The following is an 18584-nucleotide window of genomic DNA, read 5'->3' as shown; positions in this document are numbered from 1 at the left end:
TATCGCAACCAGTGCTGGTACCGTCATCGCGCCCTCGGTGCTGAGCCTTCCGCACGGACGGAGGCATCAGTCTTCTTTATACTCTAAAGAAGATCAAAAATCAAGAACAAACAGGCAACTACAAGAGACATCGCACGTGGCCTTCAGTCTGGAAACACGTGCGTGTCCATCAGCATCACGGCGCCGCCGAGGAGGCAGCCGACCGGCCTGTCGTCGGCAAATCCCAGGCGGACGCCGATCTCGGACAGGGATCCCATCGCGCGTCCCTGCAGGATCGTGATCCGTCGGCTGTCGCGCGCGACGAGCCCGTTCTTGAGCAAGCCGAACGCGAGCGCCGCGGCCGCAATGCCTGTCGCCGCATCCTCGGGGTAGCCCGACGATTTGGGGAACTGCCTGGCCTCGAAGCGCCGAGCGCCCTGATCGTCGATCGCGTAAGGGTAGAGCCCCGTCGATCCAATCCGCTCGCAGCACTGTTCTGTCCGCGCCATGTCCGAGACGAGGCCATGGAGGTGCTCGACGCTCTTCATCGGTATCAGTGACTTCACGCGCGACGTCACGGCGTTCTGAATGGGAAGATCGAGCAGATCGCCGCGCGTCACGGCGAGCGCCGCGAGAACGTCTTCCTCGTCCTGCCGGGACACGTCGACGACCTTGCCCGCCGGCTGGCTGATCTCGACGGCGGGATCGGGTGATCCCGGACGATCGACGTAACCCGTTACGGGCCCGCTGCGGGTCCCGACACGGACCTGATCGGCACGCAAGCGACCGGTGGTCGCCAGGCACCACAGAGCGCCAATCGTTGCGTGCCCGCACATCTCCATTTCATGGCGCGGGACCCAGAAGCGAAACGTGTAGTCGCTGTCCGCGCCGGAAGCCGGCAGGACGAAGCCGGATTCGTGGCCGAAGCGTCTGGCCACTGCCTGCATGTCTTCCGCCTGAAGCGCCGCACCATCGATGACGATGGGACAAGGATTGCCGCCGCGCCCCTTGTGGGTGAAGACATTGACAAGTCTGATCTCGCTCATCGTCATGACCTGGCCTGGAGGCGTCGGCAGTGTTCGTCGTGGCGCACCGATCGCACCGACGCCGATGATCGTGGGGACGCGGCAACCGTCCGTCAACGGCGCGCGGCACGTGCCCTGGCAACCGCATTCAGCGCTTGGCGCATCCGGGCAACACGCCTACCGTGCCTTGTCGACTGGGTTCACGACATCCGCTCAGGGAGGCGTCATGGTCCGGATGCCGCGTCGCCAGGTATTCGGGTTTGTCGGCGCTCTGGCTGCCACCAGCGCCCTTCCCGCCCTGGCGCAGACAGCGTTTCCGTCGCGGCCCATCAAGCTGATCGTGCCGCATGCGCCGGGCGGCAACTCGGATACGTTCGGCCGCATCCTGGCGCAGAAGCTGTCGGAACGACTCAACCAGCAGGTCGTGGTGGAGAATCGCGCGGGTGCCGGCGGCACCTTGGCCAGCGCGCTGGTCGCCAAGTCGGCGCCCGACGGCTACACCTTGGTCGTGGCCGACAACGGCACGCACGCCATCGCGCCCACGTTGTACGGCGCCAAGCTCGCCTACGATGTCTTCAAGGACTTCACGCCCATCACGCTGGCCGCCACCTTCGCGACCGTGATCATGATCCACCCATCGGTCCCGGCGCAGACCGCACCGGCCTTCGTGGCGCTGGCCAAGAGCCAGCCTGGCAAGCTGACCTACTCGTCGGCGGGTACGGGCAACGGTTCGCACCTGACCGTGGAGTTGTTCCGGGCCGCGGCGGGCGGGCTCGAGATGGTGCACGTGCCCTACAAGGGCGGCGCGCCGGCGATCCAGGCATTGCTGGCCGGCGAGGTGCAGTTGACGGCCGTGAGCGTCAACACGGCGCTGCCGCACATCCAGGCCGGCAAGGTGCGCGCGCTCGGGGTGGCGTCGTCGAAGCGTTCGCCGGCGCTGCCCGAGGTGCCGACCTTTGCCGAGAACGGCATTGCGTTCGATGGCGACAGCTGGCTCGCTATCATGGGCCCGCCGGGCATCCCGGCCGATGTCACGGCCAAGCTCAACCAGGAGATCGCCGCCGCGCTGCGCGAGCCCGAGACGCGAGAACGCCTGGCCAAGATCGGCCTGGTGGTGGCGGCCTCGCCGCCGGAAGGCCTTGCCGAGGTGCTGAAACGCGACGTTCCCAAATGGGGCACGGCCGTCAAGGATTCAGGCGCCGTCGCCGATTAGCGTCTGGCGGGCCAGTTTCGTTCGAATGCGATCCACGCTGTCATCCCGAGCGCAGCGAAGGATCTTCTGCAAGTGACGCACGGGTGCGCCTGCATCGAAAGATCCCTCGCTGCGCTCGGGATGACAGTCCCGAATGACGCTCGAGCGATAGCGGGTACCAGAGCGGTTCATGCGGTGATGGAAACAGCCAGCCGCCGTCCTGAACACAGCGAAGGACCCTGCGGCGCATCGACCCGCACGAACGCGCGGTTATGAGGAGAATTCACCACAGAGTTCCCCACCGGCTACGCCGACCATAAGGGCACGCGCCACGGAGTGGCGCGCCCCCAGCGTGTGATCGAGCCGCCTTGGCCATTTCCTTTCAGGTGCGCCATGGCGCTGCGATGATTCTTCTTGCGGTGGTTCGGCCAGCGAAGGCCGTTCTGGCGACGGCTGGGACCGCGCCGCTCCAGCGGCGCTCATGATCCGCCGCTGCGCGTCGGGGCGTCGCTGGAGCGACGCGGTCCGACCCGTCACCAGCGCCATCACGCACTCGTTTCACCGTGCTTTGTTTGCGGCCAACAGCTGCGCTGTGCCTCTGTGGTGAATTCTTCATTCCGCACATGTCAGCCGGTGCGGTCGGCGCACCGCAGGATCCTTCACAGCGTTCGGGATGACAGTCACGACTTCCTCTTCCGGGCCGGTTGAAGATAGCCCACCACCAGGTGGGTGGCCTCGTCGACGAGGGTTCCGGATACCGCGTCCGAGAGGATGTCGGAACGATGCAGGACCGCCGTGTGGGTCAGCGCCTCGATCGAGGTCACGCACACGAAAGCCGCCAGGTCGAGGTCGACGGGCCGGATCTCGTCCCTGTGGTCCTCGAGATAGGCCCTGAAGAGGGCGTAGGTCTCGCGATTGGCGGCACCGACATGCTCCAGCCGTCCCGTGCGCGGGATCTGCTCGGCAACGACGCGATGGAGCTTGGGATCAAGGCGATGCGACTCGATCGCCACGGTGACCAGCCGGCGCACGGCGTCCTTGAGCGGCAGCGCGGCCACGCCGGCCAACGCCTCGCGGACGATCTGCATCAGGTCCTGCTGGTGACGATCGACAACCGCGGCAACCAGCGCTTCCTTGCTCGGGTAATACTGATAGAGCGAGCCGATGCTGACGCCGGCCTTCTCGGCGATCCGGTTGGTACTCGCCTTGTCGAATCCGTCCCTGACCAGAATGCGAGCGGTCGCCTCGACCAGGGCATCGACGGTCGCGCGTGATCGCTCCTGGATGGCGTTTTTTCTGGGATTCGTGAGCGGCCTGCGGGCCATGCCAGGTACTCCGGTACGCGAGTAGACAATGTGAGCTATGGCTCGCATTCTATCCGAAGATACAAGCGAAAGGCAACGCGATGCTCACCCTCCCCTATCGCACCCTGATTCACTACAAGCGCTGGGCGACCAACGGCCTGAACGGGGTCATCGCCGAGACCCTGGGCCGCATGCCTGCCGACGAACAGGTTCTGGTGCTGCGGCTGCTCGACCACATCCAGGCCGTCGACGAGATCTTCAGTCACAATCTCGAAGCGCGGCCGCACGGTTATCAGGCCGCACGCTCGGCCGAGTTGCCGTCCTTCGACACGCTGGCCCGCAAGGCCGGCGCGACCGGCGACTGGTATGCCGACTACGCCGATACCCTGGCGCCGGAAGAGGTGGATGAGACGATCGCCTTTTCCTTCGCCAACGGCGAGCCCGCGCGCATGACGCGCGGCGAGATGCTTCTGCACGTCGCGATGCATGCCGCCGGCCATCGCGGCCAGGTCGCGCTTCTGCTACAGAAGAACGGCATCCAGCCCTATCCGGACCGAATGACGGACTTCCTGAAGGCGCAGGATGCCAGCGCAACGCGACAGGCTCCCCTTGCGGAGGTCACGGCATGATGAAACCACAATCGCTGGAGCGGTTCCCGCTCCATCTCGGCCTCGGCGCCAAGGCGGCGCCGCAGCCCGAATTCACCGGCATGGAATGGTTTGCCGCCTATGCCGAACGCAACGCTGCCGATGGCAACGAAGGACGGCTGGTCTCGCAGTACAGCTTCAGCGAGAACTGGACGAGCTGGGAGCGGCACCCCGTGGGCGACGAGGCCGTGATCTGCATCGCGGGCGAGATCACGCTGATCCAGGAACTGCCCGACGGAATCCAGAAGGTCGCGCTGCGCCCAGGCGACTACGCGATCAACCCGAACGGCGTCTGGCATACGGCGGATGTCGCCGGCCACGCCACGGCGCTCTTCATCACGGCAGGCCTGGGAACGGAGCACCGCCCGCGGTGACGGAGCGTTGGCGGCGTCGAGAAACTCTGCTTAGGTCACCGTAGACCCAGCAGAGGAGACTTCATCATGGCGAGCGAACCGCTGACCCCGGGCCTGACGGCGGAGATCACGACGACGGTCGACGACACGTTGGTGGTCAGGCACATGGGTGGCGACGGTGTGCTGTCGACGCCATCGATGATCGGGCTGATGGAACGCGCGGCCATTCAGGCCGTGCAGGCCCATCTTCCCGAAGATCAGACGACCGTCGGCTTCGAGGTCAACGTCAAGCATTTCGGCGTCACGCCCAAGGGCCAGAAGGTCGTCGTCAGAGCCGAACTCCTGGAGATTGACGGCCGCAAGCTCCGCTTCAAGATCGAGGCACGGGACGAGAACAAGCAGGTCGGCGACGGCACCCACCGCCGGGCGATCATCCAGGTGCAGAAGAAGACCTGAACAGTAAAAGCACCGGCGGCCGGTTCGCTCCGCCTCGACGACGGGCGTGCAGGCCGCACGCCTCGCAACAAGAAGGCTGGGACTGTCATCCCGAGCGTAGCGAGGGATCCAGGCGCCGCCCCTAGATCCCTCGCTACGCTCGGGATGACAGGAGTGTCAGCGACCAACGACCACAGGTACTACAGCGATTCATCGCGTGATGAGATCGCCATTACCGTCGTCCTTATATGGGCGTTAGGGAGTCAAGAGGTAAGCGCCAAGGATGCCGCTTAGTTGGACCGGATGGATCACTCCGTCGCCGGTGTTGATGGTGGTTGTCTGGCGAAGATGGGTGAGCGTGCTGCGGCAACGTTATGGAGCGTAACGATGGTTGATCAGGCCCAGCGCTTCGCAACGGCGGGCATCGAGTCGCTCGGAGAGGAACATCAGCCGATGCCCCCATGGTCGAGCCAGCAGCATGCCATCGTCACCCCGCGAACAAGCTGCCTTCATATGCGGCAAGTCCGATTTCTTCATTATCAACCGCCCCGCCAGCATTCTGAAGTTCAGCGCACCCGACGGACCGCTGCCTTCCACTCCCGCTCGTCCAGCAGGTCCGGCACCAGAACCGTTGCCGCGCCAGGATCGGCCGAATTACCAGATCCGAATAGTGCTGTCGCGACGCCCCGTGGTCAGCGGATACCGGTGATCTTCAGCCATTCACCAGTCCACGTTCCGTACTCCACCGCTGTCACCGAGCCAGCACTAGGTAGCGATCGCTCGAGACCGACGTATCTCGTCGTGCTGCTGTTGATCTGAAGTCCATAACAGGGGTCTAGGATATAGTGCGAATTCCCCATCGAATGGGTGATGACCACCCAGTGGCCTCCTCCTGCTCCGGCCCATGTCACGTGGCAGATAATCGGTTTCCCGGCCGTTGCGTCGAAGATCGCCTGCTGCACGTTCGCGGCCGGACTGCAATACTCGCTGGTGATCCTCCACGTCGCCAAGGCGCCCTGCAGGTCCTTCAGGTAGGTGCCTTGGGAATGGTATGAGTTAGTAGCGGCGACGCTAGTCAGCAGCGACGGCGCGAAGCCGGCGCGATCCTTTGTGGAGGGTGAGTAGGCCTTCTTCGGAAGATTGTTCTTCACCATCGAGGATGTTGGCTTGCCACCGACGATTTGGTTCACGACCATCGCGACGCAGCATAGGCCGCAGTCGGCCTCCTGGTCCTGGATGAGAACGTCAAACGTGCGGCCTGCCTTTTCCTGGACTGTCCATCCCATAGCGTGATTCTCCCGTTCTGATGCCCGAGCGACCCGCCATCCCCCTCTTCAGGCGATTGACGGCCGTCAGTATGGACGCCGGGCCACCAAGTAAAAGGCTGGTCGGCCGCTAAGGGCGAGCGACTAAAGCGGGCGAACGGCCAAGCAGCAGGGGACCCGACTGGACAGGTCGAGCGGCAGCGTTGCCTCGCCACGACCTTACGCTGCAAATGCTCACGGTGTGAGGCACGATGAGTTCTGATGACAGGAACCCATATCGGCCAGAGCCAGGAATATTTGCCCTACGAGAACCCTTCGGTGAATCAACAATGGAAATGTACAATTTATCTTGCCGAACTTATTATTTGAAAACTCCCAGTGCGAAGCAATGATTAACCGACTCATCGAAGCGTAAACAACGTCTTTTCTATTCCGATTCCGGTTCCATCGTGCGGCTGATGCTGCGCCGGTCTGGACGTGCACAAGAAGACGGTGGTTGCGTGCGTGCGCCGGGTGGTGAATGGCGAGATCCACCGCGAGATACGGACGTTTGGAACGGCAACGTCGGAGTTGCTGGCGTTGTCGGCATGGCTGGCTGAGAACGGCGTGACGCATATCGCGATGGAAGCGACGGGTGTGTACTGGAAGCCGGTATGGCACATCCTCAGCGATGGCGAGTTCGAGCTGGTGCTGGCCAACGCCGCGCACATCAAGAACGTGCCTGGCCGCAAGACCGACGTGAACGATGCGACGTGGATCGCCGAGTTGCTGGCGCATGGCCTGATCCGGGCCAGCTTTGTGCCGCAGGAGGCGATCCAGGAGCTTCGGGTGCTGATGCGCACCCGCAAGCAGCTGGTGCGAGAACAGACCAGCCATACGCAGCGCCTGCAGAAGACGCTGGAGGATGCCAACATCAAACTCGACTCGGAGATCACCGATATTCTTGGCGTCAGCGGCCGGCGGATGATCGAAGCGTTGATCGCGGGCGAGACCGATCCCGCCAAGCTGGCGGCTTTGGCCCATCGTCGGGTCAAGGCGTCGCAGGAGGAACTGCGGTCCGCCTTGCATGGCCGGATCACCGACACCCATCGCTTCTTGTTGGATGTCCATTTGCGGCAGATCGATGGGCTGGCGACCCTGATCGCGGCGATCGATGACAAGGTTGTGGCTCACCTGCATCCCTTTCGCGCCGCCCTCGATCAGGTGAGCACAGTGCCCGGCGTGCGTGCGGTCGCGGCACCGGCCATCCTGGCGGAGATTGGCGCCGACATGAGCCTCTTCCCTACGGCCAAACACCTGCTGGCCTGTGCCCCTCCAACAACCAGAGCGCCGACAAGCGCCGTCGTGCACGGCTGCGCAAAGGGTCGCGCTGGCTCAAGGAGACCCTGATCCAAGCGCCTGGGCCGCCGTGCGCACCAAGGGAACCTACTACCGATCCCAGTTCTATCGTCTCGCCGCGCGGATGGAGCGTAAAAAGGCGATCTGCGCCGTCGCTGCTTCGATGCTCACTGCCATCTATCACATGCTCAAAGACGGCACCCTCCACCACGACCTGGGAGCCGACTACTTCTCTCGCCGCTCCAAACAGAGCACGACCAACCACCTCGTCAAACAGCTCACAAACTCGGTTATCATGTCGACATTACGCCCATTCCCGACGCCGCCTGAGTTTCTGTTTCCTTTCAGGCACAGAGGACACAGAGGCACACAGAGATAAGGCCCTGGCGCACCTTCGGCGCGCGCGAAGATTGTTCTCTGTGTTCTCTGTGCCTCTGTGGTGCATTCTTCGTTCCGCACATGTGAGCCGGTGCGGTTGGCGCACCACGAGATCCTTCGCTTCGCTCGGGACGACAGCAGCATCAGCGACTACAGAACCTAGCTGCGGGCCGAGAGCAGCTTCATGAATGCGATGCCGTTGCGCTGTCCCTTGTCCTCGTCGCAGTTGTTGAAGACGACATGCTTGTTGCGTGCCGTCGGCGCCATACGCACCAGGTCGTCCGCGAGCCCGGCAAGCTCCTGATCGGGATAGTCGTAGTCGAAGCGCTCGGCCGCCGTCCGCGCCGGCGCGTTATAGGACTCGATGTTGCGTCCATGCAGGCGCAGCAGCAGCCAGTCGGCATGGGTGGTCTCCCACACGGCCGGCACGCTGTTGTCGGCGCCCTGCGGTCCATCGACGACGGTGTGGACCAGGCGGTGGATTCGCAGGAAATCCAGCGTGCTGGCAACGCGTGCCGGCCCGTCCCACCAGGATTTGTGCCGGAACTCGATGCTGAGCGTATGCTGCGGCAGCTGTGCCCGGCACGCCTCTACCCGCGCCATCGCTTCGTTGCCGTACTGGACTGTTGGCGGGAACTGAAAATGGACGAGGCCGAGCTTGCCGGCGCGCCGCAGGGGCTCGAGCGCCTCGGCGAAACGCTTCCACAGTTCGGTGCGGATGTCCTCCGGCACGGTCTTGTGGTGAAGCCGCCGGCGCGTTCCCAGCGCCTGCTGGATGTCCCTCGGCAGCACCTTCGTCTCGGTCATGTGCCCGGTGAACAGCCGGAACGCCTTCACGTTGAACACGAAATGATCGGGCGTGCGCTCGGCCCACTGCTGCGCCATCGCCGGCGCCGGGATGGCGTAGTAGCTGGTATCGACCTCGACCAGGGGAAAGATCGACGCATAGTAGCGCAGCCGTGCCTCCGGCGTCTTGCAATCGGCCGGGTAGAAGCGCCCGCAGTCGATGAGGGTCTTGTCCGTCCACGAAGCGGTGCCGACGACGAAGCTCATGGGTGCCATGGGGGGCTGAGGTCTGGCCGATCATCGCGCATCACGGCCCGAATTGCAGCCCCGGCTTGGCGCCGACGGCGGTGTTGGTGTCGTCGGTTCCGAAACGGCGCTGCGGTTAGCCTATCGGGTTGCGGACCATCATGAGCGCACGCCTGTCATCCCGAGCGCAGCGAGGGATCTTTCCGGCGATGGACGGACAAGACACCGCCGAAAGATTCCTCGCTACGCTCGGAATGACAGCGTGGGCTCATAGAATCACCGGCTGTCAGGACGACGGGAGCGGCAATGCCATCAAACAAATGAACCGCGCTAGAAGATGCAATCCGCTCGGGCCGCCGCCGGGATGGGATCGGCCGGCATGTTGAGCCGGCAGTGATAGTCGAACGCGGCCCGGAACGGCGGGGCGATGCGCGCCTTGGCCTGGATGGGCAGGACGAAGCGACCGCCGCGACGCTCGATCTGCTGCCGGCCGTAGCCGATGTTGTTGCCGTCAGGGAAGTAGGCATCGAAGAACGAATGCCCCGCCGTCGACGTGAACTCGACGACCAGGATGGCGCCGTCGACACAGTCGAAGCGCGGGCCGCCTTTAAGAGCACCGGTTTCCGTGGTCCTGCCTGCGGGCCCTGCGATCGTCCACTGGAAGCCCGAGCCGGCGCGCGCGGACTCGGCCTTCAGGGCCCCGCAGGTCAACGCACCCGGGGGCGGCGGCGTGGTGGGAGCCCCGCCATTCTTGGTTTGACCATACGCAGGCCCCGCCAGGACCACTGCCAACAACAACGCACCGAAACATCTCGTCTTCAAGGATGCACTCCCCTTGCCTCTCCGTCCCATTCGATCATCAATGAGGCTGGGAAAGCAATCGAGCCCTCCCGGGAGCGCGGGCGTCCCGCCCGCATCAAGGCGAGCGTAACGCTGTCGCCTGACATGAGCGGGCGGGACCCTTCGGCAAGCTCAGGGCAGGCTGCCCGCGCTCCCAGGTCCGCGCTAACGCCGCGCGAGCGCGGCCGCGGCCTCACCTGCAGTACGGCCGCTGATGGCCGCGGCATCGGACAGCAGGCCGACCGGGCCGACCCAGTCGCCGCAGATGAAGAGGCCCTCGGCCGCCGGCACCACGACACCAGGGCGTCCCTTCAGGCCGCCGCGCGCCGCGAACGGGATCGCGGCGATCACCGGCATGGCCGGCAGGAACTGCCGCGCGCGCTCGAGCGTGCGCCAGCCCGGCTGCGCCAGGTCCATGACCGCCTCGAGTTCGGCAACCAACTGGTGGCGGTCGGGCTTCTCGCCCGGTTCGAGGTAGCGCATGGTGTGCACGAGAGCGGCCCCCTCAGGCGCGAGGCGCGCCGCCGCACTGTGGACCGAGAAGTAGAACGGCCGGTCGACACCGAGCACAAACCGGACATCGGCGCGCGGCAGACTGGCCAGACCAACGTCCAGGCAGGCGACTCTCGCCGGTACCGCATCGGCCGTGCCGCACACTTCTTTGAGGGCGGGATGGAGCATGGCCGCCTGTGTCGGCATCACCGCCAGGATGGCCGCGCGCGCCGTCACGACGGTGCCATCGGCGAGCGTCGCGCGCCACGGCGGGCCGGGCTCGACCCGTTCAACCCGGGCGCCAGGACGCAGGCCGGCGCCGTGCGCGGCGCAGGCCGACCGCAAACCATCGATCATCGTCCCCCAGCCGCCGTCCAGATAGAGAACGGTGCGCGTCAATCCACCCAGGAGCTGATCGAGAAGCGCCGCGCCGTCGGCCACCGTCGGCGCATGCACGATGCTGGTCAGCCGCACCATCGCCGCGAGCACGGAGCGGACCCTTGACGACGGCGACAGTGCCGCCAGGGCCTCGTCCACGGATGCCCCGGGCGGCGTTTCCGTCGATCCCTGGATCAGGCGGCGGATGAGTGCGGCCATCTCGCCCTTCTCCGCCTCGGACAGCAACGTCGTCGCCGCCAGCCCGGCGGCACTGAACGGAGCCTGGTGAAGCGCCTTGTCGTCGGCGAAGAAACCATCGGCGAGCATGGGTACTTTGCCCGCGACGTCGACACCGAGATCCTGCAGCGCCCTGTCGAGGAACCCGTCTCGATAGAGCGCGTGGGCGCCCTGATTGAAGTGGTATCCCGAGACGATCCGCGTGCTGGCGCGCCCGCCCAACGCCGGTGTCGCCTCCAGGAGGATCACGTTGGCCCCGGCCTTCGCCGCGACAGCGGCCGCGACCAGTCCCGCGATGCCCCCGCCGACCACGACAACGTCGACCATGCGCACGGCATCCTCCATTACGGACAATTTGTATCCGCTTTAATACGGATATAGATTATCCGCAATGAGAATCAGCGACGGCGTCGAGTGGGCCATTCATGTGTGCGGTGTGCTGGCGGCAGTGCCCGAGGGGCGCAGCGTGCCGGGCGCCAAGCTGGCCGAGTTTCATGAGCTGCCGCCGGCCTACCTGGCCAAGCACCTGCAGGCGCTCTCGCGCGCCGGCATCGTGACGGCCGACCGCGGCGTGAAGGGCGGCTACCGGCTGGGACGCGCAGCCGCCAAGATCTCACTGCTCGATATCGTGCTGGCCATCGAGGGCCCGCAGCCCGCCTTCCGCTGCACCGAAATCCGCCAGCGCGGCCCCTGCCCGACGCCGCCATGGGCCTGCCGGAAGGCCTGCCCGATCGCGCGTGCCTTCCTGGCGGCAGAGGATGCCTGGCGACAATCCCTCGCGGGCGTGACGGTGGCCGACATGAACGCCGCCGCCGTGGCGGAGTCGTTCGACGACAAGCGGCGCCGGGAATTTCGGGCCTGGCTTGCGGGTGCTTTGCAATGACTTCTTCCTGGAACGCATGAGTCTACTATAAGCGCTGTTGTTAGGCCCTTTGCGCGTCGGATGCCCAGGGCAGCAGTTCATCGAGGCGATTGATCGGGTGGCCACTGACAAGACGGCCGAAGACGTCAGTGAGCCAAGCCTGAGGATCGAGGCCGTTGAGTTTGCAGGTCTCGATAAGTGATGCGAGGATCGTCCAGTGCTCGCCAACGCCATCGGAGCCGGCGAAGAGGGCGTTCTTGCGATTGAGCACAATGGGACGGATGGCACGCTCGACGGTGATGGAGTCGAGTTCGATGCGGCTGTCGTCGAGGAAGCAGATCACCCCTGCCCAGCGCCAGAGCGTATAGCGGATCGCACCGGCGATCGCCGCCTTCTGCGAGACAGCGGTGAGTTGGGCTCCCAGCCAGCTCTTGAAGCTGTCGAGAATCGGCTTTGTCCTGTCCTGGCGCACGGCACGACGGGCATCAGCATCGCGACCGCGGATGTCGGCCTAGACAGCGTAGAGCTCGGCGATGCGGGTCAGCGCCTGGCTGGCGATGGGCGCCGGTCCAGCCGCGGCGATCTCGTAGAAGCGCCGGCGCACGTGACTCCAGCAGAAAGCCAGTTCCACCGTGCCCGTCTCAGCGAGCGCGCGGTAGCCAGCATAGCCGTCGACCTGCAGTGTGCCCTTGAAGCCGGCGAGATGCGCCCTCGGCCTTGCGGTCGAGGGCGTAGATGTAGACCACGCCTGGTGACGCTGGTCCGCCCCACGGACGATCGTCCCTGGCATAGGTACTTAGGTTAAACAAAGATAAAAGAGCCGGACATCACAACGGACTAGTACTTAGTGCCGTCTTCAAGAGCAATTACAAGCCGCGTAGCTCGCGCACCGAGATCTTCATGCTTTTTCAGAGCATGAAGTCTTTGTGTAATGCTTTGCCAATCCATAAAAGGAGCAAGATTATCCTTCCTCAAGACGTCTATCTTTCCACTGTCGCTGCTTACTATCGGGCTTGTTAAATGTTCTAGCGCCTCGACAAGGCCTTCATCTGAAGCGATGCTCGCTTCAATAAGTCGGCGTGGCCCATGTTCATCTCCTCCCTGTTGCCAAGCGAAGAGGAGGCCAAGTGGACTAGCGCAACCAAGCACATCATTTGCCGACATCGCTCGATAACGATCGAGAATCAGTTCGGTGATCTTGTCCAACTCGGCGTTCGTAAATAACCACTCACCTTCCGGACGCTGCCGATCGCCATAGCGACCATGTGCGAATGTCTCGTGCCGGAATAGCGATGTCAGCCAGCTGATTGCCGCACCCTCACCAAACATCACCGCGATCACAACGGCGCGGCGTACTGGCTCAAGACGAGTGAGGAGAAGTGGTATCAGTGCTTGCCCTCTATCCCACGACGAACTGATCAAAAACTGGTCAAACGAGCGGCGCCGATACGCTTCGTCCATCATTTGCGAAAAGGCAATGAGCAAGTTCTCGCATTGCCTTGGCGCCAAAACCTTGAACGTTCCACCTTTAATGCGCTCCAGCAAGAGGTCGGTTTTAGTGAGCGACCCCGCCACGCGTTCGCCGTGAAGGTGCAGCAGCGCCACTCCCGCTTGATCCGCACCAGCCTCAGCTGCGGCCCATATTGACGCAAAGTTCTCTTGGGTAAGCGCGTGAGACGGACCAGCCAACGCAAAATAGATCCGGTAGTGATCAGGGCTAGCGAGGCGTCTTTTCCAAATGGCCTCGTCTCGCTTCCGTTCGCTGACATGCTGAAATATTTTCAGGCCGTTTCCTTCTTTAGAGTAGTCGACTTCAACACCTGGGAGCTGGCCTGCAAAATTATGTCCATAAGCCAAGTCATCAAAGTGACCATCTGCCACCGCAGCGCGCAGCAAGGTACATTCTCTCGCCACTTCCGTTTCTTCGACGCGTCCAGTTCCCAACGAAATTGCTGCGGCTGTAGCGCAGTATTTTTCGATCCAGCGGTAGAGTTCCGGATTTCCATCCTTGATAAGTTGCAGCCACACAAGATCAGCTAGATCCGCTTTCGCCTCCCGCAGTTGCGGCCAGAAAAACCGAACCGCATCCAGTGCGCGTACAACTGACCTTGGTGTTCTCAGCTGTCGACCACCTTCTTGATCTACAACAAGCTTTAACCTTGAAAGTTCATCTTCATCCTTCGTCGAAGCGATTAGATACAGTTCGTCGGCAAACCACTGGCGGAGCTGAAACGGTTCAGGCTTAGGAACCATCACAGTGAGCTGAACGATCTTCTCCAGATATGACTGCCCCCTCTCTAGGCCCGCTGCTTTCTCGATGCTATTTGCTAGGATCTGGCTATCGTAACAGAGCAAATAGATCACGTTTGGAAGGTCGACGACCGAACGCACGAGCCTCAAGATCTCGATGATCTCCGCAGGCTCCAGGCGATCTACATCATCCACGGTAACAACGAACCGATGACCGAGTTCACGAAGCGATCTCGCCAACTTGTCCTTTAGCTCAGAGAGCTGCGGATCGGTTGGCTTTTTGACCACAATATCCCCCGCCGCCTTGAGAGCCTTTCCCAGCCACTTAACTGGCCCAAATCCTGAGGCGTCGCCGGCAACCTCGATCATGGTCCCAGTCCTGCTTAAGGCGCCCATGAACCGCCGGAGCGCTTCCCCCGCCTCCTTGGCTTTGGCGACAGATATGCGAGTTGCGTCACCTGCCTTTAGGGTAACTTGATCAAGCTCCTTGGATAGCTCACCGAATAGACTGATGATCAGCGCATCTCGATTGCCAATAAGCCATGGTCGGAAATTAATAACAGTCGGCTCTCGCCCTCCTGGGAGTTTTCCAAGCTCATCCCGAATCAGAAACAAGAGACTTGACTTTCCCGAGCCCCAAGCCCCTTCGATCCCAATAACCAAGCCATCTTCGGATGCGCGATCTATAAGCGAAGTAGCGATCTGCCTGGCAACTTCGCGAAATCCAAGCCTATCGAGATCGCCGAAGCTAAGTGCACGGTCTCCCACAATTGAGTATGTTTGATCATCTGTCATCCTATTCTTGCACTCCGATCTAAATGATGTTCGCGACAGAAGACTCAACAACTTTCATAGGGGGAAGAGACTTCTTACTCGCTGAAAAGGATTTCGATATTCCGAAGCGTAACGAACCTTTGCGGCGATGATGTCGGCAAATGAGAGACGCCGCGCCAAAGCGTCGTAGATGTCCAGCCCATCCGCGAGAATGATCTTCCTCGCTGTAAAAGCCCGGAGACCGACGTCCGTAAACCCAGCGAATCCAACGAATAGCCCGCGAGTCCATTCGGGACGTTCGCTGACTTTGCCCTGGAACGCATGCAGCGCATTGGCATCGGTCTTCGCTCGCTGCCATTTCGCTTCAAGGAGGTAGATGTCTCCATCGAGTTGAAACGAGCCATCGATCTGTTCTCCAACCACACGGAAGCCACCACGCGCGTCCATCCCCCATGCGTTGAACAATTCAGTCAACAACTTCTCAAAGTGATAACCGCGCATTTGCGGCTCATCAGACATCTGATGAAGTGCGAGGAACCGCTCCTCAAGGTGCCGAAGTGTCGCTTCGTTGACCCGGAAGATGCGCGGTTTGGTTTCCTCTTTCGACTCGGTAGCTGCTGTATCGAAAGACGAAAGTGGAGTGCCTCCGAGCCTCTCAACAATAACGCTTAACCTCTGGCGCGCATTGGCAACGGTCTCGGCTTGCGCCTGACCCAGCCTGCTCTCCTCACGGTATTCCCAAAGGGCTGCCAAGGCTCGGGCAATGGCTCGAGGCTGACCAATCGTTAGGAAGGCTCTAAGGTGCTTCCCTTTGCTGCTGCCATAGATCGCATAGGCGTCATCGTAAATGTCGACCCCGACTTCACGGTAAAAAAAATCGGCGAACGTTCTGTTAGTGAAATCGAGCACATAGCCAGAGCTCATCCCGAACAGTTCGTCGATCACCTTCAATTCGACGGGCCGCAAGTGCTCCATTCATTCCCCCCAACACTCATCTTACCTAGCAGAACGTGGCACTGCCACCGATCATGGCGCATTTTCGCCAGGTACGTCATTGCTGATCGCGGAAGCCCCGGGGCCGGGCTGATTGGTATGTGAGCAATGAGATAGCGGTGAGACGGGTGAAAAAGACGAACATCGTCGTCGGCATCATAGTCCTGCCCGGCGCGGTGGGGCAGCACGGCAAAAGCGCGCGAAGACTCGTGCCGGCTCGCTATCGCTGCCTCTTGATAGGCCTACCCGAGGACCTGCAGCCGATGCCGAGGGGATAGTAATGGTCATGAACGGCGCAACCTCGCCCGCGGGCCTCGACTGCAGAGCCCTGATCCGCGCGACGCCTACGGCCTATCCGTCCACACGGAGACATATCGGTGTCCCGGCTCCACGATGCGCTATTGGTTGATCTCGGGCTCAACGAGATTTGCCGGGTTTCGCGGCGACTCCTGCCAACCGAGAAAGCAAGCCTCCAAGGGGAATGGCGTCCGGCACGCCGGCCCGCACGATATCCACTTCCGTGCCGATTGATACCCTCTTCAACGTCGCGGTTCCCATACTTGGGCCGCAGGATATCGCTACGGCATGTACTCTAGTGACCAACTCAATGTGCTATCCGATCCGGCGATTGCGCCCTCACCTGACGAGAAATGGCTGGAATCGTTGCGCAGCTGCAATACCCACCAGGAGCCCGGAGGTAGCGGAGCTATCGCGCTGTCTTTGCTCCAGAAAGCATCCTACTTTCTCCCGCTCGATCATCGTCCCGGCGGTTTCCTCGTGATGTCGGTGCGCGTGCTTTCGATGTTCATGGACGCTGGTTGAGCGATAGATCGCCGGCCTTGCTATGCGATGAAGAGGTCCCTCGGCGCGCGAGCGTCCTCGGCGGACCACGCGCGGCCGGGCGTCGGCAGGAAGAATTCCAGCAGTATCCCGTCCGGACTCTTCAGAACGACACCCTTCTTTCCACGGCCGTCCGTGATCTCGACCGGAGCGGCGTCATTGATCCGACGCAGATCGCCGTGCAGCTTCTCCAGTTCGATCTCGTTGACGACCTCGAAGCCGATGTGGTGGAGCCCAGTCTGCTCGCCATCTCTCTGCGCGAAGAGCGAGAGCGCAGGCTTTCCAGTGGTGCCCATGAGGACGGCGACACCGACTGCCTCATCGAGATGGGCGAGGCTCAAACCGCCGACGTCCCGGTAGAACCTCAGCATCTTGTCGAAATCTTCTGCGATGATCCCAGCCCGCGAGATCTCGCGGGGCTGGACCGGTGCCGACTTCACGTATTCAGGAGAGAAGTTCGCATCGTAGTTCGCCGCCGTGGACGGCGCCGACGCCAACGGATCCCAGCTCCCCGAGATGGCCTGTCCAACGTTGTTCCTGTAGAATTCTCTCCAGTCAGCCAACTGGTCCGAATAGAACTCCTGGAAGTTCCGCTCCGGATCAAACAAATAGACGCTGTGCGACATGCCATGGTCGGTCGTACGCTTGACGTCTACGTCGAGACCCACCGCCCGCTTGTACGCATCGACGAGCACCTTCTCGTTTTCCATCTCCCAGCCCAGGTGATTGAGACCGGGTTCGCTCCCGCGAGTCGTTGCAACGCGCCCGTCGCGCCCTCCCCGGTCTTTCCTGGCGATCTGCATGAGAGCCACGTCATGGTGCGAGGATCCATTCGAGAGGAAGACCATATCCACGGCCGGTTCCGCGAAGACCTCGGTCAGGCCGCACACGGCGCTGTAGAACGCTAACGACTCCTTGAGATCGCGGACGAAGATGTTCGCATGCGCGAGGCGGCGGGGTGCGAAATGAACGTTCTGCGGCTTGTCGGCAATGTCCGCCATGATCCTGTTCCTTTCGCCGCGGCTGCGGCGCCGGCAAACTGATTGATCTCTTTCTGCACACTGTCGCCGACCCTCCGAGAGCCTCGCGACCAGCCGATGAAGCACATCGGTTGCGCAGTACGTTGGCCGAGCGTATGGGATCACCCCTGGGCCCGCCACCTACGTCAGGCCCAGTTCTTGTGAGAGTGGGCCAATGCCGAGGAATGTCGCGCTCGCTTCGGTCGATGCGGCCGACCGCGCACTCATCGTGATCGCGCACGAGTATCTCGACGGCACCCTCGTAAGGTCGCACCGGCATCGCCGCGGTCAGCTGATCTTCGGCGCCACCGGCTTCCTCGTGCTCACGACCCCCAAAGGCAGGTGGGTCATGCCGCCTCAACAGGGCATGTGGATTCCGCCCCACACTCTTCACGAGGTTCAAATGGTCGGCGCTGTGACGACGCAGAGCGTGTATCTTCGTCCGGAGATGGCGCTCGAGATGCCGCGCAACTGCCAGGTCGTCGGTATCTCACCCTTCGTGCGCGGCCTCATCGACAAGGCGCTCGACCTGCCGCTGGACTACGAGGCCAACAGTCACGCGGGTGCATTGATGATGTTGCTCCGGTACGAGTTGCAGCGGCTGCCGGAGTTGCCGCTCTCTCTGCCGTTGCCGATGAGCAGAGCCCTGGCTGACGCGTGCCGGGCATTTCTGTTGAAACCGAACGCAACGGACACGATCGACCGCTGGGCTGGAGAGCTTGGAATGAGCCGACGGGCTTTCACCCGCGGCTTTCGCCGAGAGACTGGTCTGAGCTTTGTCGAATGGCGGCAACAGGCCTGTCTTATGACGGCGCTACCCCGCCTGCTCGCCCAGGAGTCGATCACAACTGTCGCACTGGATCTCGGATATGAGAACCCCGCGGCATTTACGACGATGTTCAAGCGCCTCCTGGGCGTCGCACCGCGAGCATACATCCAGAGCCTCTGATG

General features: G+C 62.4%; 16 protein-coding genes and 3 pseudogenes. 8 read left to right on the top strand and 11 right to left on the bottom strand.

What is annotated here, in order from left to right; translation table 11 throughout:
* Positions 1-143 precede the first annotated feature (143 nt).
* On the bottom strand, positions 144-1031 hold the full coding sequence (locus FQU96_RS09830; RefSeq protein ID WP_370461360.1) for a PhzF family phenazine biosynthesis protein: 888 nt from the start codon (positions 1029-1031) through the stop codon (positions 144-146).
* Positions 1032-1230: 199 nt separating this feature from the next.
* On the opposite strand from FQU96_RS09830, the gene FQU96_RS09825 reads away from it, so the two are divergent.
* The gene (locus tag FQU96_RS09825; protein ID WP_178130421.1) at positions 1231-2217 is read left to right on the top strand and encodes a tripartite tricarboxylate transporter substrate binding protein; all 987 of its coding nucleotides are present in this window, start codon (positions 1231-1233) and stop codon (positions 2215-2217) included.
* A gap of 659 nt (positions 2218-2876) precedes the next feature.
* Here the strand turns inward: FQU96_RS09825 and FQU96_RS09820 are convergent.
* Complete coding sequence (locus FQU96_RS09820) at positions 2877-3521, bottom strand: TetR/AcrR family transcriptional regulator (protein WP_146540726.1); 645 nt, start codon at positions 3519-3521, stop codon at positions 2877-2879.
* An 80-nt stretch (positions 3522-3601) separates the two neighbouring features.
* Between FQU96_RS09820 and FQU96_RS09815 the strand changes: the two genes are divergently transcribed.
* The 3 genes from FQU96_RS09815 (at position 3602) to FQU96_RS09805 (ending at position 4956) form a co-directional block, all read left to right on the top strand.
* Positions 3602-4129, top strand: coding sequence for a DinB family protein (locus FQU96_RS09815; protein ID WP_146540725.1), 528 nt, complete (start codon positions 3602-3604; stop codon positions 4127-4129).
* Entirely contained in the window at positions 4126-4521 is a 396-nt protein-coding gene (locus FQU96_RS09810) for a cupin domain-containing protein (RefSeq protein WP_146540724.1), read from the top strand. The genes FQU96_RS09815 and FQU96_RS09810 overlap by 4 nt, the downstream gene beginning before the upstream one ends.
* Positions 4522-4587: 66 nt before the next feature.
* Entirely contained in the window at positions 4588-4956 is a 369-nt protein-coding gene (locus FQU96_RS09805) for a thioesterase family protein (RefSeq protein WP_146540723.1), read from the top strand.
* A gap of 671 nt (positions 4957-5627) precedes the next feature.
* On the opposite strand, the gene FQU96_RS09800 is transcribed toward FQU96_RS09805, so the two are convergent.
* Positions 5628-6221, bottom strand: a complete 594-nt coding sequence (locus FQU96_RS09800; protein ID WP_146540722.1) for a papain-like cysteine protease family protein — start codon at positions 6219-6221, stop codon at positions 5628-5630.
* 450 nt (positions 6222-6671) lie between these two features.
* On the opposite strand from FQU96_RS09800, the pseudogene FQU96_RS09795 reads away from it, so the two are divergent.
* Positions 6672-7868 (top strand): annotated as a pseudogene (locus FQU96_RS09795) (IS110 family transposase).
* A 207-nt stretch (positions 7869-8075) separates the two neighbouring features.
* Here the strand turns inward: FQU96_RS09795 and FQU96_RS09790 are convergent.
* The 3 genes from FQU96_RS09790 to FQU96_RS09780 all read right to left on the bottom strand — a co-directional run bounded on the left by FQU96_RS09790 (position 8076) and on the right by FQU96_RS09780 (position 11222).
* The gene (locus FQU96_RS09790) at positions 8076-8978 is read right to left on the bottom strand and encodes a DUF72 domain-containing protein (RefSeq protein WP_218574670.1); all 903 of its coding nucleotides are present in this window, start codon (positions 8976-8978) and stop codon (positions 8076-8078) included.
* A 300-nt stretch (positions 8979-9278) separates the two neighbouring features.
* Positions 9279-9770, bottom strand: coding sequence for a hypothetical protein (locus FQU96_RS09785; protein ID WP_146540721.1), 492 nt, complete (start codon positions 9768-9770; stop codon positions 9279-9281).
* Positions 9771-9953: 183 nt separating this feature from the next.
* Positions 9954-11222 (bottom strand): FAD-dependent oxidoreductase, encoded by a 1269-nt coding sequence (locus tag FQU96_RS09780; RefSeq protein WP_146540720.1) that lies wholly within the window; start codon positions 11220-11222, stop codon positions 9954-9956.
* A gap of 64 nt (positions 11223-11286) precedes the next feature.
* On the opposite strand from FQU96_RS09780, the gene FQU96_RS09775 reads away from it, so the two are divergent.
* Positions 11287-11778: an Rrf2 family transcriptional regulator gene (locus FQU96_RS09775; protein WP_146540719.1), complete on the top strand. Its 492-nt coding sequence runs from the start codon at positions 11287-11289 to the stop codon at positions 11776-11778.
* A gap of 40 nt (positions 11779-11818) precedes the next feature.
* On the opposite strand, the pseudogene FQU96_RS42615 reads toward FQU96_RS09775, so the two are convergent.
* The 4 genes and pseudogenes from FQU96_RS42615 to FQU96_RS42610 all read right to left on the bottom strand — a co-directional run.
* A pseudogene (locus FQU96_RS42615) lies at positions 11819-12557 on the bottom strand (IS66 family transposase); the annotation flags it as partial.
* Between the two features lie 37 nt (positions 12558-12594).
* Positions 12595-14802, bottom strand: a complete 2208-nt coding sequence (locus tag FQU96_RS09760) for a P-loop NTPase fold protein (RefSeq protein ID WP_146540716.1) — start codon at positions 14800-14802, stop codon at positions 12595-12597.
* A gap of 54 nt (positions 14803-14856) precedes the next feature.
* Positions 14857-15726, bottom strand: a complete 870-nt coding sequence (locus FQU96_RS09755) for a restriction endonuclease (RefSeq protein ID WP_255467936.1) — start codon at positions 15724-15726, stop codon at positions 14857-14859.
* 446 nt (positions 15727-16172) lie between these two features.
* Positions 16173-16326 (bottom strand): annotated as a pseudogene (locus tag FQU96_RS42610) (toxin); the annotation flags it as partial.
* A 33-nt stretch (positions 16327-16359) separates the two neighbouring features.
* Between FQU96_RS42610 and FQU96_RS42150 the strand changes: the two are divergent.
* A complete protein-coding gene (locus FQU96_RS42150) occupies positions 16360-16596 on the top strand; it encodes a hypothetical protein (RefSeq protein ID WP_178130419.1) in 237 nt (78 codons plus the stop codon).
* 20 nt (positions 16597-16616) lie between these two features.
* Here FQU96_RS42150 and FQU96_RS09745 read toward each other — a convergent pair whose 3' ends face one another.
* The gene (locus FQU96_RS09745; RefSeq protein WP_146540714.1) at positions 16617-17615 is read right to left on the bottom strand and encodes a VOC family protein; all 999 of its coding nucleotides are present in this window, start codon (positions 17613-17615) and stop codon (positions 16617-16619) included.
* A gap of 193 nt (positions 17616-17808) precedes the next feature.
* Here FQU96_RS09745 and FQU96_RS09740 point away from each other — a divergent pair, with 193 nt between their 5' ends.
* Positions 17809-18582: a helix-turn-helix domain-containing protein gene (locus tag FQU96_RS09740; RefSeq protein WP_146540713.1), complete on the top strand. Its 774-nt coding sequence runs from the start codon at positions 17809-17811 to the stop codon at positions 18580-18582.
* Positions 18583-18584 lie beyond the last annotated feature (2 nt).

The organism is Reyranella sp. CPCC 100927, from assembly GCF_007859315.1.
In the GTDB taxonomy this organism is placed as follows: Bacteria; Pseudomonadota; Alphaproteobacteria; order Reyranellales; family Reyranellaceae; genus Vineibacter.
The sequence above is the reverse complement of the archived record's forward strand: the minus strand, read 5'-3'. Positions and strand labels throughout refer to the sequence as shown.

Bases quoted from the DNA above. Each gene is read 5' to 3' on its own strand.
- FQU96_RS09830 (WP_370461360.1), bottom strand. From the start codon at position 1,031: ATGACGATGAGCGAGATCAGACTTGTCAATGTCTTCACCCACAAGGGG.
- FQU96_RS09825 (WP_178130421.1), top strand. From the start codon at position 1,231: ATGGTCCGGATGCCGCGTCGCCAGGTATTCGGGTTTGTCGGCGCTCTG.
- FQU96_RS09820 (WP_146540726.1), bottom strand. From the start codon at position 3,521: ATGGCCCGCAGGCCGCTCACGAATCCCAGAAAAAACGCCATCCAGGAG.
- FQU96_RS09815 (WP_146540725.1), top strand. From the start codon at position 3,602: ATGCTCACCCTCCCCTATCGCACCCTGATTCACTACAAGCGCTGGGCG.
- FQU96_RS09810 (WP_146540724.1), top strand. From the start codon at position 4,126: ATGATGAAACCACAATCGCTGGAGCGGTTCCCGCTCCATCTCGGCCTC.
- FQU96_RS09805 (WP_146540723.1), top strand. From the start codon at position 4,588: ATGGCGAGCGAACCGCTGACCCCGGGCCTGACGGCGGAGATCACGACG.
- FQU96_RS09800 (WP_146540722.1), bottom strand. From the start codon at position 6,221: ATGGGATGGACAGTCCAGGAAAAGGCAGGCCGCACGTTTGACGTTCTC.
- FQU96_RS09790 (WP_218574670.1), bottom strand. From the start codon at position 8,978: ATGGCACCCATGAGCTTCGTCGTCGGCACCGCTTCGTGGACGGACAAG.
- FQU96_RS09780 (WP_146540720.1), bottom strand. From the start codon at position 11,222: ATGGTCGACGTTGTCGTGGTCGGCGGGGGCATCGCGGGACTGGTCGCG.
- FQU96_RS09775 (WP_146540719.1), top strand. From the start codon at position 11,287: ATGAGAATCAGCGACGGCGTCGAGTGGGCCATTCATGTGTGCGGTGTG.
- FQU96_RS09760 (WP_146540716.1), bottom strand. From the start codon at position 14,802: ATGACAGATGATCAAACATACTCAATTGTGGGAGACCGTGCACTTAGC.
- FQU96_RS42150 (WP_178130419.1), top strand. From the start codon at position 16,360: ATGTACTCTAGTGACCAACTCAATGTGCTATCCGATCCGGCGATTGCG.
- FQU96_RS09745 (WP_146540714.1), bottom strand. From the start codon at position 17,615: ATGGCGGACATTGCCGACAAGCCGCAGAACGTTCATTTCGCACCCCGC.
- FQU96_RS09740 (WP_146540713.1), top strand. From the start codon at position 17,809: ATGCCGAGGAATGTCGCGCTCGCTTCGGTCGATGCGGCCGACCGCGCA.